This window comes from Stenotrophomonas sp. STEN063 (genome assembly GCF_056854515.1).
Genome location: NZ_JBXFWF010000023.1, coordinates 1 through 13,751 on the forward strand (window position 1 = coordinate 1; position 13,751 = coordinate 13,751).

The 13,751-nt window shown below is 61.4% G+C and carries 24 protein-coding genes; all 24 read right to left on the reverse strand.

All coding sequences use genetic code 11. The annotated features are described in order from the left end of the window. Positions 1-207: 207 nt before the first annotated feature. A complete protein-coding gene (locus AC1VWL_RS08060) occupies positions 208-1,575 on the reverse strand; it encodes a class II 3-deoxy-7-phosphoheptulonate synthase (protein ID WP_482986355.1) in 1,368 nt (455 codons plus the stop codon). Positions 1,576-1,603: 28 nt separating this feature from the next. Continuing rightward, positions 1,604-2,119, reverse strand: a complete 516-nt coding sequence (locus tag AC1VWL_RS08065) for a disulfide bond formation protein B (RefSeq protein WP_482986356.1) — start codon at positions 2,117-2,119, stop codon at positions 1,604-1,606. Between the two features lie 145 nt (positions 2,120-2,264). Further along, positions 2,265-2,651, reverse strand: a complete 387-nt coding sequence (rplQ, locus tag AC1VWL_RS08070; protein ID WP_282270242.1) for a 50S ribosomal protein L17 — start codon at positions 2,649-2,651, stop codon at positions 2,265-2,267. Between the two features lie 194 nt (positions 2,652-2,845). Continuing rightward, on the reverse strand, positions 2,846-3,844 hold the full coding sequence (locus AC1VWL_RS08075; protein ID WP_062169013.1) for a DNA-directed RNA polymerase subunit alpha: 999 nt from the start codon (positions 3,842-3,844) through the stop codon (positions 2,846-2,848). Positions 3,845-3,898: 54 nt separating this feature from the next. Continuing rightward, positions 3,899-4,528, reverse strand: a complete 630-nt coding sequence (rpsD, locus tag AC1VWL_RS08080; protein WP_057633112.1) for a 30S ribosomal protein S4 — start codon at positions 4,526-4,528, stop codon at positions 3,899-3,901. Between the two features lie 14 nt (positions 4,529-4,542). Beyond that, entirely contained in the window at positions 4,543-4,935 is a 393-nt protein-coding gene (gene rpsK / locus AC1VWL_RS08085; RefSeq protein ID WP_057629606.1) for a 30S ribosomal protein S11, read from the reverse strand. A 12-nt stretch (positions 4,936-4,947) separates the two neighbouring features. Further along, complete coding sequence (rpsM, locus tag AC1VWL_RS08090; protein ID WP_057629605.1) at positions 4,948-5,304, reverse strand: 30S ribosomal protein S13; 357 nt, start codon at positions 5,302-5,304, stop codon at positions 4,948-4,950. Between the two features lie 347 nt (positions 5,305-5,651). Further along, positions 5,652-7,007 (reverse strand): preprotein translocase subunit SecY, encoded by a 1,356-nt coding sequence (gene secY / locus AC1VWL_RS08095; protein ID WP_282270254.1) that lies wholly within the window; start codon positions 7,005-7,007, stop codon positions 5,652-5,654. Positions 7,008-7,014: 7 nt separating this feature from the next. Further along, positions 7,015-7,458, reverse strand: coding sequence for a 50S ribosomal protein L15 (gene rplO, locus AC1VWL_RS08100; RefSeq protein WP_057629603.1), 444 nt, complete (start codon positions 7,456-7,458; stop codon positions 7,015-7,017). Between the two features lie 6 nt (positions 7,459-7,464). After that, a complete protein-coding gene (rpmD, locus tag AC1VWL_RS08105) occupies positions 7,465-7,656 on the reverse strand; it encodes a 50S ribosomal protein L30 (protein ID WP_062169020.1) in 192 nt (63 codons plus the stop codon). Continuing rightward, positions 7,649-8,191, reverse strand: a complete 543-nt coding sequence (gene rpsE / locus AC1VWL_RS08110) for a 30S ribosomal protein S5 (RefSeq protein WP_282270259.1) — start codon at positions 8,189-8,191, stop codon at positions 7,649-7,651. Before rpsE ends, rpmD begins: the two co-directional genes overlap by 8 nt. Before the next feature lie 161 nt (positions 8,192-8,352). Further along, positions 8,353-8,706, reverse strand: coding sequence for a 50S ribosomal protein L18 (gene rplR / locus AC1VWL_RS08115; RefSeq protein WP_062169024.1), 354 nt, complete (start codon positions 8,704-8,706; stop codon positions 8,353-8,355). Between the two features lie 33 nt (positions 8,707-8,739). Next, a complete protein-coding gene (rplF, locus tag AC1VWL_RS08120) occupies positions 8,740-9,267 on the reverse strand; it encodes a 50S ribosomal protein L6 (RefSeq protein WP_282270262.1) in 528 nt (175 codons plus the stop codon). A gap of 15 nt (positions 9,268-9,282) precedes the next feature. Next, on the reverse strand, positions 9,283-9,681 hold the full coding sequence (gene rpsH, locus AC1VWL_RS08125) for a 30S ribosomal protein S8 (protein WP_296253885.1): 399 nt from the start codon (positions 9,679-9,681) through the stop codon (positions 9,283-9,285). Positions 9,682-9,898: 217 nt separating this feature from the next. Further along, positions 9,899-10,204, reverse strand: coding sequence for a 30S ribosomal protein S14 (gene rpsN, locus AC1VWL_RS08130; RefSeq protein WP_282270266.1), 306 nt, complete (start codon positions 10,202-10,204; stop codon positions 9,899-9,901). 18 nt (positions 10,205-10,222) lie between these two features. Next, entirely contained in the window at positions 10,223-10,765 is a 543-nt protein-coding gene (gene rplE / locus AC1VWL_RS08135) for a 50S ribosomal protein L5 (protein WP_062169033.1), read from the reverse strand. Positions 10,766-10,775: 10 nt separating this feature from the next. Then, on the reverse strand, positions 10,776-11,093 hold the full coding sequence (gene rplX / locus AC1VWL_RS08140; RefSeq protein ID WP_017355416.1) for a 50S ribosomal protein L24: 318 nt from the start codon (positions 11,091-11,093) through the stop codon (positions 10,776-10,778). A gap of 16 nt (positions 11,094-11,109) precedes the next feature. After that, complete coding sequence (gene rplN, locus AC1VWL_RS08145) at positions 11,110-11,478, reverse strand: 50S ribosomal protein L14 (RefSeq protein WP_019186153.1); 369 nt, start codon at positions 11,476-11,478, stop codon at positions 11,110-11,112. Between the two features lie 13 nt (positions 11,479-11,491). After that, positions 11,492-11,761, reverse strand: a complete 270-nt coding sequence (gene rpsQ, locus AC1VWL_RS08150) for a 30S ribosomal protein S17 (protein ID WP_303749032.1) — start codon at positions 11,759-11,761, stop codon at positions 11,492-11,494. A gap of 11 nt (positions 11,762-11,772) precedes the next feature. Beyond that, entirely contained in the window at positions 11,773-11,958 is a 186-nt protein-coding gene (gene rpmC / locus AC1VWL_RS08155; protein ID WP_054657204.1) for a 50S ribosomal protein L29, read from the reverse strand. Then, on the reverse strand, positions 11,958-12,371 hold the full coding sequence (gene rplP, locus AC1VWL_RS08160; RefSeq protein WP_282270271.1) for a 50S ribosomal protein L16: 414 nt from the start codon (positions 12,369-12,371) through the stop codon (positions 11,958-11,960). The genes rpmC and rplP overlap by 1 nt, the downstream gene beginning before the upstream one ends. Before the next feature lie 5 nt (positions 12,372-12,376). Beyond that, positions 12,377-13,111 (reverse strand): 30S ribosomal protein S3, encoded by a 735-nt coding sequence (gene rpsC / locus AC1VWL_RS08165; RefSeq protein ID WP_057629592.1) that lies wholly within the window; start codon positions 13,109-13,111, stop codon positions 12,377-12,379. Between the two features lie 18 nt (positions 13,112-13,129). After that, positions 13,130-13,465 (reverse strand): 50S ribosomal protein L22, encoded by a 336-nt coding sequence (gene rplV / locus AC1VWL_RS08170; protein WP_054657198.1) that lies wholly within the window; start codon positions 13,463-13,465, stop codon positions 13,130-13,132. 12 nt (positions 13,466-13,477) lie between these two features. Continuing rightward, positions 13,478-13,747, reverse strand: a complete 270-nt coding sequence (gene rpsS, locus AC1VWL_RS08175) for a 30S ribosomal protein S19 (protein WP_057629591.1) — start codon at positions 13,745-13,747, stop codon at positions 13,478-13,480. Between the last annotated feature and the right edge of the window lie 4 nt (positions 13,748-13,751).

A 13,751-nucleotide genomic window follows, 5' to 3' on the forward strand; every position in this document is an offset into this window, starting at 1 on the left:
GCATTGGGTTTTCCCGGTAACGCCTCTGCCGAGCATGGCTCGGCACTACAGGTTCGGCGTTGCCGGTAACGCCCCTGCCGAGCATGGCTCGGCACTACGGGTTCGGCTTTGCCGGTAATGCCTCTGCCGAGCATGGCTCGGCACTACGGGTTCGGCTTTGCCGGTAATGCCTCTGCCGAGCATGACTCGGCACTACAGGTATGGCCTTCAGCCCTGCTTGCGGACGATGGCCATGGCGATTTCCAGCGACTGCTCGTAGTTCAGGCGCGGATCGACGCTGGAGCGGTAGGCACGCTCCAGATCGCGCTCGGTGAGCTCACGTGCGCCACCGGTGCATTCGGTGACATCCTCGCCGGTCAACTCCAGGTGCACGCCGCCCAGGCGCGTTCCGGCCGCTGCGTGCAGGTCGAAGGACATCTCGACCTCGCTGCGGATGTTGTCAAACCGCCGGGTCTTGTAACCGTTGCTGGTGCTCTCGGTGTTGCCATGCATGGCATCGCAGACCCACAGCACGCGGCGCCCATCGCGCTTGATCGCATCCAGCAGTGGCGGCAACTTGTCGGCGATCTGATTCGCGCCCATGCGGTGGATGAAGCTCAGGCGGCCCGGCTCGTCATCCGGGTTCAACACGTCGATCAAGCGCAGCAGCTGATCCGGCTGTACCGACGGCCCCACCTTGATCGCGATCGGATTACGCACGCCGCGCAGGTACTCCACGTGGGCGCCATCCAGCGCCGCGGTGCGCATGCCGATCCACGGGTAGTGCGTGCTCAGGTTGAACCAACCGCTCTGGCGCGGCACCTGCCGGGTCAGCGCCTGCTCGTACGGCAGCAGCAAGGCCTCATGCGAGGTGTAGAAATCCACGCGGTTGAGGTTGTGCACCTGTGAGCCCGACAAGGTTTCCATGAAGCGCACCGCATCACCGATCGAGGCGACCATCTCCTGGTACTCCTCGGCCAGCGGCGAGCAGCGCATCCACGCCAGGTTCCAGTACTCGGGGTGATGCAGGTCGGCGAAGCCGCCATCGATCAGCGCACGCACGAAGTTCATCGTCAGCGCCGAGCGCGAATGCGCGGTGATCATCCGCTGCGGGTCGGGAACGCGCGCGGCCTCGGTGAACCCAGGCGCATTGATCACGTCGCCACGGTAGCTGGGCAAGGTCACCCCGTCGCGGGTTTCGGTATCGGCCGAGCGCGGCTTGGCGTACTGGCCGGCAAAGCGGCCAACGCGGATAACCGGCATGCGCAGGCCATGCACCATCACCAGGCTCATCTGCAGCAGCACCTTGAGCCGGTTGGAGATCGTGCCCGATTCGCAGTCGACGAAGTTCTCGGCGCAGTCACCGCCCTGCAGCAGGAAACGCTTGCCCTCCTGTGCCTCGGCCAGCTGCTGCTTGAGCGCGAAGATCTCCCATGAGGTCACCAGCGGCGGCAGTTGCCGCAGTTCGCTCAACGCGGCCTCCAGCGCCTGCGGATCGGGGTACGTCGGCATCTGCAGCGCGGGCCTGCCTCGCCAGCTGTCCGGCGCCCAGCTGCTGGCGGTGGCGACGGATGACGGGGAAGAGAAAGCGTTCATGCAGATACCAGTTGTCGAGTTCAAAGAGTCAGATCAATCGTTTTTTACGGGTGCGCAGGCCGACGTACAGCGCCCAGCCGGCGAGCAGCACAAACCACACCAGGCTCCACATCGGCATGCTCAGGCCAAGGAAGGTCCAATCGATGTTGCCGCAGTCACCGGTGCCGGTCAGCACGGTACGGAACACCTCGAACGGCCCCATGGTCTCGGCCAGGAAGCTCAGCGGCGGGCCACAGCTGCTGCCCAGGTCCTTCGGCAGCAATTGCACATAGACATGGCGCCCGGCAATACCAGCGCCGACCAGCGCCGCCAGCAGCGTCAACACGCCGTAACCGGCGCGTCCACCGCGGCTGGCAGGGCCGTGCATGGCACCAAACAGGAACAGCACGCCGACGGCGGCGAACGCGATGCGCTGGTAGATGCACAGCGGGCATGGCTCCAGCCCCATCTGGATCTGCATGTAGATCGCAAATGCGAGCAGGCCAGCACAGGTCAGCAAGCCCAGCAGGCACTGCGCGCGGAAACTCCAACGCAAAGGGTTCATCGCAACTTTCCGGAGTGAACAATGCAACAAGAGTAACAGGCCATCCGCGCGCGATCAGCAGTGATGGCAACCGTAACCACATGAACAAAAAAGCCCGGCCTAGGCCGGGCTTCTTCTGCATCCGTCGATGGACGGAAGCGTGCGATTACTCGCCGACTTCTTCCGCAACGGCGACCGGACGGTCAACCAGTTCAACGTAAGCCATCGGAGCGTTGTCGCCAGCGCGGAAACCGCACTTCAGCAGGCGCAGGTAGCCGCCCGGACGGTTGGCGTAGCGCGGGCCCAGCACGGTGAACAGGACGCCAACGGCTTCCTTGTCACGCAGGCGGGCGAACGCCAGACGACGGTTGGCAACCGAATCAACCTTGGCCAGGGTGATCAGCGGCTCGGCAACGCGGCGCAGTTCCTTGGCCTTCGGCAGGGTGGTCTTGATCAGCTGGTGCTTGAACAGCGACGCAGCCATGTTCTTGAACATTGCTTCGCGGTGGGCGCTGGTGCGGTTGAACTTGCGGCCCGACTTCATGTGACGCATGGGTTTATTCCTTGGTTAATGGTGAGACGTTGGACATCGTTGTCGCCATCCTGGCGTTGAAAGTGGACTGCGGATGGTCCTGGTCACCCGTCCTGGACGACCGGCATTGCGGCGTTGTTTAACCGTCAATGCGGGTACTGCTGAAACAATATTCCCCCGCATGGTCACCCATGCGGGGGAACAGGTATTGCTTATCAGCCGAGCATGCCGTGAGCGGCGACACCGGCCGGCGGCCAGTTCTCCAGCTTCATGCCAAGCGACAGACCGCGCTGGGCCAGCACTTCCTTGATCTCGGTCAGCGACTTCTTGCCGAGGTTCGGGGTCTTGAGCAGCTCGACTTCGGTCTTCTGGATCAGATCGCCGATGTAGTAGATGCTCTCAGCCTTGAGGCAGTTGGCCGAACGCACGGTCAGTTCCAGGTCGTCGATCGGGCGCAGCAGCACCGGATCCACGCCGTTGTTGGCCGGCTTGGCTGCACCACGGTCGCGGTGGGTGAAATCACCGAACACCGACAGCTGATCGCTGAGGATGTCGGCCGCGGTGCGGACAGCTTCCTCGGCATCGATCGTGCCGTTGGTTTCGATATCAATGACCAGCTTGTCCAAGTCGGTACGCTGTTCGACGCGAGCGGCTTCCACCGCATAAGCGACGCGGCGGACCGGCGAGAACGAAGCGTCCAACACCAGACGACCAATCGCACGCGATTCTTCGTCCGGACGACGACGTGCGGCAGCCGGCTGGTAGCCGAAGCCACGCTCGACCTTCAGACGCATGTTGATCGCAGTGTCCTTGGTCAGGTTGCAGATCACATGGTCGCCGTTGATCACTTCGACGTTGTGGTCAACCTTGATGTCGGCAGCGGTGACAACACCCGGACCCTGCTTGGACAGGGAAACAGTGGCGCTGTCGCCGGTGTGCATACGGATCGCCACGTCCTTCAGGTTCAGCAGGACGTCAAGCACGTCTTCCTGCAGGCCTTCCAAAGTGGTGTACTCGTGCAACACGCCGTCGATCTCGACTTCGGTAATGGCGAAGCCCGGGATGGACGACAGCAGCACGCGACGCAGGGCGTTGCCCAGCGTATGCCCGTAACCACGCTCCAAAGGCTCGATCACGACCTTGGCGCGGGTCTCGGTAAGGCGTTCGATCTGCGGACCGCGAGGACGCAGAACCTGGTTTGCGGTAACCGTCATGTTGCGGGTTCTCCTGCGAACCTCCGGTGCAACCCGGAGGTTCTCCATTGTGAATTACTTCGAATACAACTCGACGATCAGCGCTTCGTTGATATCCGCAGGCAGGTCCGCACGATCCGGCACAGCCTTGAAGACGCCGCTGAACTTCTTCGAATCGACTTCGACCCACGACGGGCTGAGGTCGTGCTGCTCGGCAACGACCAGGGCTTCCTGGACGCGCAGCTGCTTGGCAGCCTTCTCGGACAGCGCAATCGCGTCGCCGGCCTTGACCTGGTACGAAGCCAGGTTCACCGACTTGCCGTTGACCGTGACACCGCGGTGCGAGACCAGCTGACGGGCAGCCGGACGGGTCACTGCGAAGCCCATGCGGTAGACGACGTTGTCCAGACGGGTTTCCAACAACTGCAGCAGGTTCTCGCCGGTGTTGCCCTTCTTGGTCGAGGCCTTCTTGTAGTAGTTGCGGAACTGACGCTCCAGCAGACCGTAGATACGCTTGACCTTCTGCTTTTCGCGCAGCTGGGTAGCGTAGTCGGACAGCTTGCCCTTACGGGCAGTGGCGCCGTGCTGGCCGGGCTTCTGCTCCAGCTTGCACTTGGAATCCAACGCGCGGGCCGGGCTCTTCAGGGAGAGGTCGGCGCCTTCGCGGCGGGCGAGCTTACAGGTAGGACCGATATAACGAGCCATTTCTTATCGCTCCTTTAGACGCGACGCTTCTTCGGCGGACGGCACCCGTTGTGCGGGATTGGCGTCACGTCGATGATGTTGGTGATCTTGTAGCCGACGTTGTTCAACGAACGTACGGCCGACTCACGGCCCGGACCCGGACCCTTGATGCGGACTTCCAGCGACTTCAGGCCGTAATCCAGCGCAGCCTTGCCAGCCTTTTCGGCGGCAACCTGAGCGGCGAACGGAGTCGACTTACGCGAACCACGGAAGCCAGCGCCACCGGAGGTCGCCCAGGACAGTGCATTGCCCTGACGGTCGGTGATGGTCACGATGGTGTTGTTGAACGAAGCGTGGACGTGGGCAACGCCATCAGTGATGACGCGCTTGATCTTCTTCTTGGTTTTTGCAGCAGCGGGCTTAGCCATTATCTAGGTCCCTTACTTCTTCAGAGCCTTGCGCGGACCCTTACGGGTACGTGCATTGGTCTTGGTGCGCTGACCACGCAGCGGGAGACCACGACGGTGACGCAGGCCGCGATAGCAGCCCAGGTCCATCAGGCGCTTGATGGCAATGCCGATTTCGCGACGCAGATCGCCTTCAACGATGTACTTGCCTACTTCCAGGCGCAGACGATCGATTTCCGGTTCCGACAGATCGCGGATTTTGGTGGTCGAAGCAACGCCTGCAACTTCGCAGACCTTCTTCGAACGGGTACGGCCGATGCCGTAAATGCTTTGCAACCCGACCCAGACATGCTTCTGGGCTGGCAGGTTGACGCCTGCAATACGCGCCATGACGCGGTTCTCCAGCTGAGTGATGGCCGAATACGCACCATGAGGCGCGCCAATCCGGCAGGATGGATCAAAAATGTGAACTAGCGATACTAACAAGGCTTCGGTTTGCTTGGAAGCCCGTGGAACATACAGTTCCACAAGCCCGGCGTGGGGAGTGTGCCCATGCTCCGGCGCCGGATGTGCCTGGCAAGGAGAGAAGTCTCCGAGCCGCCCGCGCTACTCCCGCGCGGAACAACCACATCACACCCCCACCCGAAACCGCTGCAGGGGCCGCCCTTCTGTTTGGAAAACCGCCCCGGGAACCGGAGCGGGTTTCTCGCTATGAAGCGGAAAGTATAACCGGTGAATCAGCCGCGTGCAAAACCACCGCGGTTGCCGCCCTTCAGGTTGGCCTTCTTCAACAGGCTCTCGTACTGGTGCGACATCAGATGCGCCTGGACCTGTGCGATGAAGTCCATCACCACCACCACCACGATCAGCAGCGAGGTGCCGCCGAAGTAGAAGGAGGCGTTGAGCTGGGTACGCATGATTTCCGGCAGCAGGCAGACGATCACCAGGTACAGCGAGCCAGCAGCCGTCAGACGGGTCAGCACGGCATCGATGTAATCGGCGGTGGCCTTGCCCGGACGGATACCCGGGATCAGCGCGCCCGACTTCTTCAGGTTGTCAGCGGTTTCCTGCGAGTTGAACACCAACGCGGTGTAGAAGAACGCAAAACCGGTGATCAGCGCAGCAAACACGATCATGTGCAGCGGCTCGCCCGGACCCAGCGCGTTGGCCACCTTCTGCAGCCACGTGGCCGAGCTGGCCTGGCCGGACCACATCGCCAGCGTTGCCGGGAAGGCAAGGATGCTGGAGGCGAAGATCGCCGGGATCACGCCTGCCATGTTGAGCTTCAGCGGCAGGAACGAGGTCTGGTTCATATAGGCATTACGGCCACCCTGACGGCGGGCGTAATTGACCGTGATACGACGCTGACCGCGCTCCACGAACACCACGAAGTAGGTGAAAGCCAGCACCACCAGCACGATGATCAGCAACGAGATGAAGCTCATGTTGCCGTCACGGTAGGCTTCGACGGTGTGGATCACGGCAGCCGGCAAGCCAGCCACGATGCCTGCGAAGATGATCAGCGACACACCGTTGCCGATGCCGCGCTCCGTCACCTGCTCACCTACCCACATCAGGAAGATGGTGCCTGCAGTGAGCGCGATGATCGCGGTCAACACGAAGCCCATGCCCGGGGCGTACACCACCGGTGCACCGCCCGGCGACACCTGGTTCTGCAGTGCCAGCGCGATACTGCCGCCCTGCACTACCGCCAGGAGCACCGCGCCAATGCGCGAATACTGGGTGATCTTGCGACGACCCGACTCACCTTCCTTCTGCATGGCCTTCAGGGCCGGGAAGATGTGGACCGCCAGCTGCATCACGATGGATGCCGAGATATACGGCATCACGTTCAACGCGAAGATACTGAAACGGTGCAGGGCGCCGCCCGAGAACATGTTGAACATGTCCACGATGCCGCCGCCCTGCGCCTGCATCAGCGCAAGCATGGCCTCGGGATTGACGCCCGGCACCGGCACATAACAGCCGATGCGATAGACGAGCAATGCCCCAAGTACGAACAGAAGGCGTTGGCGAAGTTCAGTGAACTTGCCCGCCCCTGCCGCGAGGTTACCGATGCCAGCTTGCGCCATGTTCCAGTTACTCCTGTACGCTGCCGCCGGCAGCTTCAATCGCGGCCTTGGCGCCGGCAGTAGCAGCAATACCCTTCAGGGTGAATGCCTTGCTCAGCTCGCCCTTGAAGACGACCTTGGCCTTCTTCGCGGTCGACGGGATCAGCTTGGCTGCACGCAGTGCGGCCAGGTCGATCTCACCAGCTTCCAGGCGGTCAAGGTGGTAGGACAGCACTTCTGCGGTGTCCTTGGCCTTGTGCGAGAAGAAGCCGATCTTCGGCAGACGACGCTGCATCGGGGTCTGGCCGCCTTCGAAGCCAGCCTTGATCTTGCCGCCGCCCTTGCGAGCGAACGAACCCTTGTGGCCGCGGCCGCAGGTCTTGCCCAGGCCGGAGCCGATGCCGCGACCGACGCGGGTACGCTCGGTACGGGCGCCCGGTGCCGGGCTCAGTTCATTGAGACGCATAGTCATGGTCGATTACTCCTCAACCTGGACGAGGTACTGAACCTTGTTGATCAGACCGCGAACCTGCGGGCTGTCTTTCAGTTCACGCACATCATTGAGCTTGTTCAGGCCCAGGGCACGCACCGACAGGCGGTGACGCGACTGGGTGCCACGCAGGCCGCGCACCAGGCGCACCTTTACAGTCTTGACGGTTTCATTAGCCATGGTTCAGATCCTCCAACTTCTTGCCGCGCTTGGCAGCAATACGAGCCGGGGACTGTGCACCGGCCAGACCCTTCAGGGTGGCGCGGACCAGGTTGATCGGGTTACGCGAACCGGTTGCCTTGGCCAGGACGTTCTTCACGCCAACGGCTTCCAGCACGGCGCGCATGGCACCGCCGGCAATGACGCCGGTACCTTCCGAAGCCGGCTGCATGAACACGCGAGCTGCGCCGTGACCATCCTTGATGGTGTGCCACAACGTGCCGTTGTTCAGATCAACGCTGACCTGGTTCTTGCGGGCCTGTTCCATCGACTTCTGGATGGCGACCGGCACTTCGCGTGCCTTGCCATAACCGAAGCCGACCTTGCCTTCGCCATCACCGACCACGGTCAGTGCGGTGAAGGTGAACTGACGGCCACCCTTGACGGTCTTGCTGACGCGGTTGACCGCGACCAGCTTCTCGATCATGCCGTCGTCGATTTTCTCTTCGCGGTTACGGTCGCGATCGCGACCCCGCTGCTGACGCTCTTCTGCCATTTCGATTCCTTGATTGATTGGGTATGTACGGCTCGATGCCGCTTATGGTTGTGTAGTGAAGCAGTGAATCGCCAGACGCTGCAGAAGAACGAATGGCGCCCGGTACAAACCCGTACCGGCAGGCAGGCGGAAAGGGGCCAGAGGCCCCTTTCCTGTATTGCTTAGAACTGCAGGCCGCCTTCGCGGGCAGCATCAGCAAGCGCCTTGATGCGACCGTGGTAGCGGTAGCCCGAGCGGTCGAAAGCGACCTTCTCGATACCAGCAGCCTTGGCGCGCTCGGCGATCAACTTGCCAACCTTGGTGGCAGCGTCGATGTTCTTGCCGCTCTTCAGGCCTTCCTTGACTTCGGCCTGTGCGGTGTTGGCAGCAGCCAGCACCTTGGAGCCGTCGGCGGTGAAGACCTGTGCGTACAGGTGCTGACCGGTGCGCAGCACCGACAGACGTGCAACGCCCAGGGTACGGATGTGCGAACGGGTCGACTTGGCGCGACGCAGACGGGCGATGTTCTTGTTCATGTTCTTTATCCTCGAAAGCTGAAAACCTAAGAATTAGGCCTTCTTGGCTTCCTTGCGAATGATGACTTCACCGGCGTACTTCACACCCTTGCCCTTATAGGGCTCCGGCGGACGGTAACCACGGATCTTGGCGGCGACTTCACCGACAACCTGCTTGTCCACGCCCTGCACGACGATTTCCGTCTGCGTCGGGGTCGACAGGGTGATGCCTTCCGGCGCCACGAACACGACAGGGTGGGAGAAGCCCAGCGACAGGTTCAGGTCCTTGCCCTGCATGGCAGCGCGGTAACCCACGCCGACCAGCTCAAGCTTGCGCTCGAAGCCTTCGGACACGCCCTGCACCATGTTGGCCAGGATCGCACGCACGGTGCCGGCCAGCGCGTCGAAGGAAATGTCCTTCGGGCTCAGCGTGGCAACGCCGTTGTCGAGAGTGATTTCTACGCCAGCGGTCTTGTTCAGCGACAGGGTGCCCTTCGGGCCCTTCACGCTCACAACTTCCGGCTGGATGGTCAGTTCAACGCCCTTGGGCAGGTTGATCGGCTTCTTGGCTACGCGGGACATAGTGGACTCCTTCCCTTAGGCCACGAAGCACAGGACTTCGCCGCCGACGCCCAACTGGCGCGCCTGCGCATCAGTCATGATGCCCTTGGAGGTGGAAATGATGGCGACGCCCAGGCCGTTCAGGACCTTCGGCAGTTCAGACTTGCCACGGTACTGGCGCAGACCCGAACGCGAGAAGCGCTTCAGGGTCGCGATGACCGGCTTGCCTTCGAAGTACTTCAGGACGATTTCGAGTTCGGCCTTGTTGTTCTCGATGTTGTTGACGCGCAGGTCGGCGATGTAACCCTCGTCCTTCAGGACCTGGGCAATGGCCACCTTGACCTTGGACGACGGGGCTTTCACCGTCTGCTTGCCAACCGCTGCCGCATTCTTGATGCGGACCAGCAGGTCGGCGATGGGATCAGTCATGCTCATGTAGATACCTTTGAGTGCACCGATATCCGCTTTCGCGAAAATCTCGTGTTTTCCTGGGATGGGCCAGGGCCCTTGACGCACCTGCCGCCATTTCGGGCAGGCAAGAAGCGGGATTATACGACAAAAAGCCCGACTTGCGTCGGACTTTTTGTTTTGCCTTCAGATTGACCCGAAAGCCCTGCTGGGCGGGCCTTTCGGTCCGCCCAGCGGGTTGTTGCTACCAGCTTGCCTTGCGAAGGCCCGGCACGTCACCACGCATGGTGGCTTCGCGCAGCTTGTTGCGGCCGAGGCCGAACTTGCTGTACACGCCACGCGGACGACCCGACAGTTCGCAACGGTTGCGGTGGCGGCTCGGCGACGAATCGCGCGGCAGCTTCGACAACTTGGTTGCAGCCTCGATCTTCTCTTCGTAGCTCGCGTCCACGGAGGACACGATCTTCTTCAGAGCAGCACGCTTGTCGGCGTACTTCAGAGCCAGCTTCTTCCGCTTGATGTCGCGGTTGACCATTGAGGTCTTTGCCATTTCTGTATCCTCGACGAATCAGTTACGGAACGGGAACTTGAACGCTGCGAGCAGCGCCTTCGCTTCCGCGTCGGTCTTGGCGGTGGTGGTGATGGCGATATCCATACCGCGGATCGCGTCGACGGCGTCGAAGTCGATTTCCGGGAAGATGATCTGTTCCTTCACACCCATGTTGTAGTTGCCACGACCGTCGAACGAACGACCCGACACGCCGCGGAAGTCACGCACGCGCGGCAGCGAGATGTTGATCAGGCGATCCAGGAACTCAAACATGGTGTCACGACGCAGCGTGACCTTGCAGCCGATCGGCCAACCATCACGGATCTTGAACGAAGCCACCGAGACGCGCGACTTGGTGACCACCGGCTTCTGGCCGGTGATCTTGGTCATGTCGGCAACGGCGTTCTCAAGAACCTTCTTGTTGGTCGCAGCTTCGCCCACACCCATGTTCAGGGTGACCTTGACCAGGCGCGGCACTTCCATCGGATTGGTGTAACCGAACTGCTTGGTCAGCGCCGGTACCACTTCTTCCTTGTAAAACTTTTCGAGACGTGAATTCATCGGTCAGTCCTTAGGCGTCGAGCGCCTCACCGCTGGAGCGGAACACACGCAGTTTGCGTCCATCCTCCAGCACCTTGAAGCCAACGCGCTCGCCCTTGCCCGAAGCCGGGTTCAGCACATTCACGTTGGAGATATGGATCGACGCTTCACGCTCGACCACGCCGCCGGCAACGCCTGCCTGCGGGTTCGGCTTGGTGTGGCGCTTGACGATGTTCACGTTGGCGACGATCACACGATCGCCGTCGACGCGGACGACTTCGCCCTGCTTGCCCTTGTCCTTGCCGGTGTTGACGACGACCTGGTCGCCCTTCTTGATACGGTTAGCCATGACTATCTCCTGGCGCTCACAGAACTTCGGGAGCGAGCGAGACGATCTTCATGAACTTCTCGGAACGAAGTTCACGGGTCACCGGTCCGAAGATGCGGGTGCCGATCGGCTCTTGCTTGTTGTTGAGCAGGACCGCAGCGTTGCCGTCGAAACGGATCAGCGAGCCATCGGCGCGACGCACACCCTTGCGGGTACGCACCACGACGGCGTCATACACTTCACCCTTCTTGACTTTGCCGCGCGGGATTGCGTCCTTCACGGTGACCTTGATGATGTCGCCGATGTGGGCATAACGGCGCTTGGAACCACCAAGCACCTTGATGCACATCAGTTCCTTGGCACCGGAATTGTCCGCAGCATCAAGGTAGCTCTGCATCTGGATCATGAGTCAGATCTCCTTATTCAGCCGCACGCGTGATGACTTCCACCACACGCCAGTTCTTGGTCTTGGACATCGGAGCAATCTCGGTCACGCGCACGACATCGCCTTCATTGCAGGCGTTGTCGGCGTCGTGTGCGTGCAGCTTGGTCGAGCGCTTGATGTACTTGCCGTACAACGGGTGCTTGACCTGGCGCTCCACCAACACGGTGACCGTCTTGTCCATCTTGTTGCTGACGACACGGCCTTCGACCGTGCGCAGCGTCTTCTTTTCAGTATTTTCGCTCATCGCAGCCATCCTTACTTCGTGCTGCCGATCAGGTGCTTGACGCGAGCAATCTCGCGACGCACCCGGCGGGTTTCGTGGGTCTTCGGCAGCTGGCCGGTGACCTGCTGCATACGGAGCGAGAACTGCTCCTTACGCAGGTCGGTCAGGTGGGCCTTGAGTTCGTCAGCCGACTTCTCGCGGAGTTGTTTGATGTCCATCAGCGCACCGTCCGGGTTACGAAAGTGGTGGTCACCGAGAGCTTGGCAGCGGCCAGGCGGAACGCCTCGCGTGCCACTTCCTCGGTCACACCCTCGACTTCATAAATCATGCGGCCCGGCTGGATCTGGGCGACCCAGTATTCCACGCCACCCTTACCAGCACCCATTCGGACTTCGATGGGCTTCTTGGTGATCGGCTTGTCGGGGAACACACGGATCCACATCTTGCCACCGCGCTTGACGTAGCGGCTGATCGAGCGGCGGGCCGCTTCGATCTGACGCGCGGTCAGCTGACCGTGGGCAGTAGCCTTCAGGCCGAACTCGCCGAAGCTGACGGCGTTGGCGCTCCAGCTCAGGCCGTCATTGCGGCCCTTGAACATCTTGCGGTATTTGGTTCGCTTGGGTTGCAACATTGCCGTTACCTCGCTTCACGAGCCGGGCGCGACGGACGGTCACCGCGGTCGCCGCGATCGTTACGATCGTTGCGCGGGCTGTCGTCCTGCTTTTCCTGGCCAACCTGGGAGAAATCAAAGACTTCACCCTTGTAGATCCAGACCTTGATGCCGATGATGCCGTAGGTGGTGCTGGCTTCAGCGAAACCGTAGTCGATATCCGCACGCAGGGTGTGCAACGGCACGCGGCCTTCGCGGTACCACTCCGAACGGGCGATTTCAGCGCCGTTCAAGCGGCCGCCGACGTTGACCTTGATGCCCAGGGCACCCAGGCGCATCGCGTTGCCGACCGAGCGCTTCATTGCGCGGCGGAACATGATGCGGCGCTCCAGCTGCTGCGCGATCGACTCGGCAACCAGCTGTGCGTCCAACTCCGGCTTGCGCACTTCGGTGACGTTGATGTGCGCCGGGACGCCCATCATTTCGCTCACTTCCTTACGCAGCTTTTCGATGTCCTCACCACGCTTGCCGATCACCACGCCCGGACGGGCGGTGTGGATCGTCACGCGAGCCGTCTTTGCCGGACGCTCGATGAGGATCTTGGAGATACCAGCCTGAGCAAGCTTCTTGCGCAGCATCTCGCGAACTTTCAGGTCGGCTGCCAGGTAACCAGCAAACTCGGCCTTGTTGGCGTACCACTTGGAGTTCCAGTCCTTGGAAATACCGAGGCGGATACCAACCGGATGAACTTTATGACCCATGGTCTTTATCCTTTCCGCTTACTTGCCGGCGCCCACAACCACAGTGATGTGGCTGGTGCGCTTGAGGATGCGGGTACCGCGGCCTTTCGCCCGCGCCATGAAACGCTTCAGGGTCGGACCTTCATCAACCATGATGGTCTTGACCTTCAGCTCGTCGACGTCAGCGCCCTGGTTGTTTTCGGCATTTGCGATAGCCGACTCCACCACCTTCTTGATCAGGTGGGCAGCCTTCTTATCCGAAAACTTCAGCAGGTTGACCGCACGCTCGGCCGGCAGACCGCGCACCTGGTCAGCGACCAGACGAGCCTTCTGCGCAGAGATGCGCGCGGAGCGCAGGATTGCTTTCGCTTCCATTGTCATCTCTCCTTACTTGCCCGACTTCTTGTCGCCACCGTGACCCTTGAAGGTCCGGGTGACGGCAAATTCGCCGAGCTTGTGGCCGACCATGTTCTCGTTGACGAGCACTGGAACGTGGTTCTTGCCGTTATGAACGGCGATGGTGACGCCTACCATTTCCGGCAGGATCATCGAACGGCGCGACCAGGTTTTGATCGGCTTCTTGCTGCCCGCAGCGGCCTCCACCTTCTTGACGAGGTGGTGATCGACGAACGGGCCCTTCTTGAGTGAACGTGCCATGGTC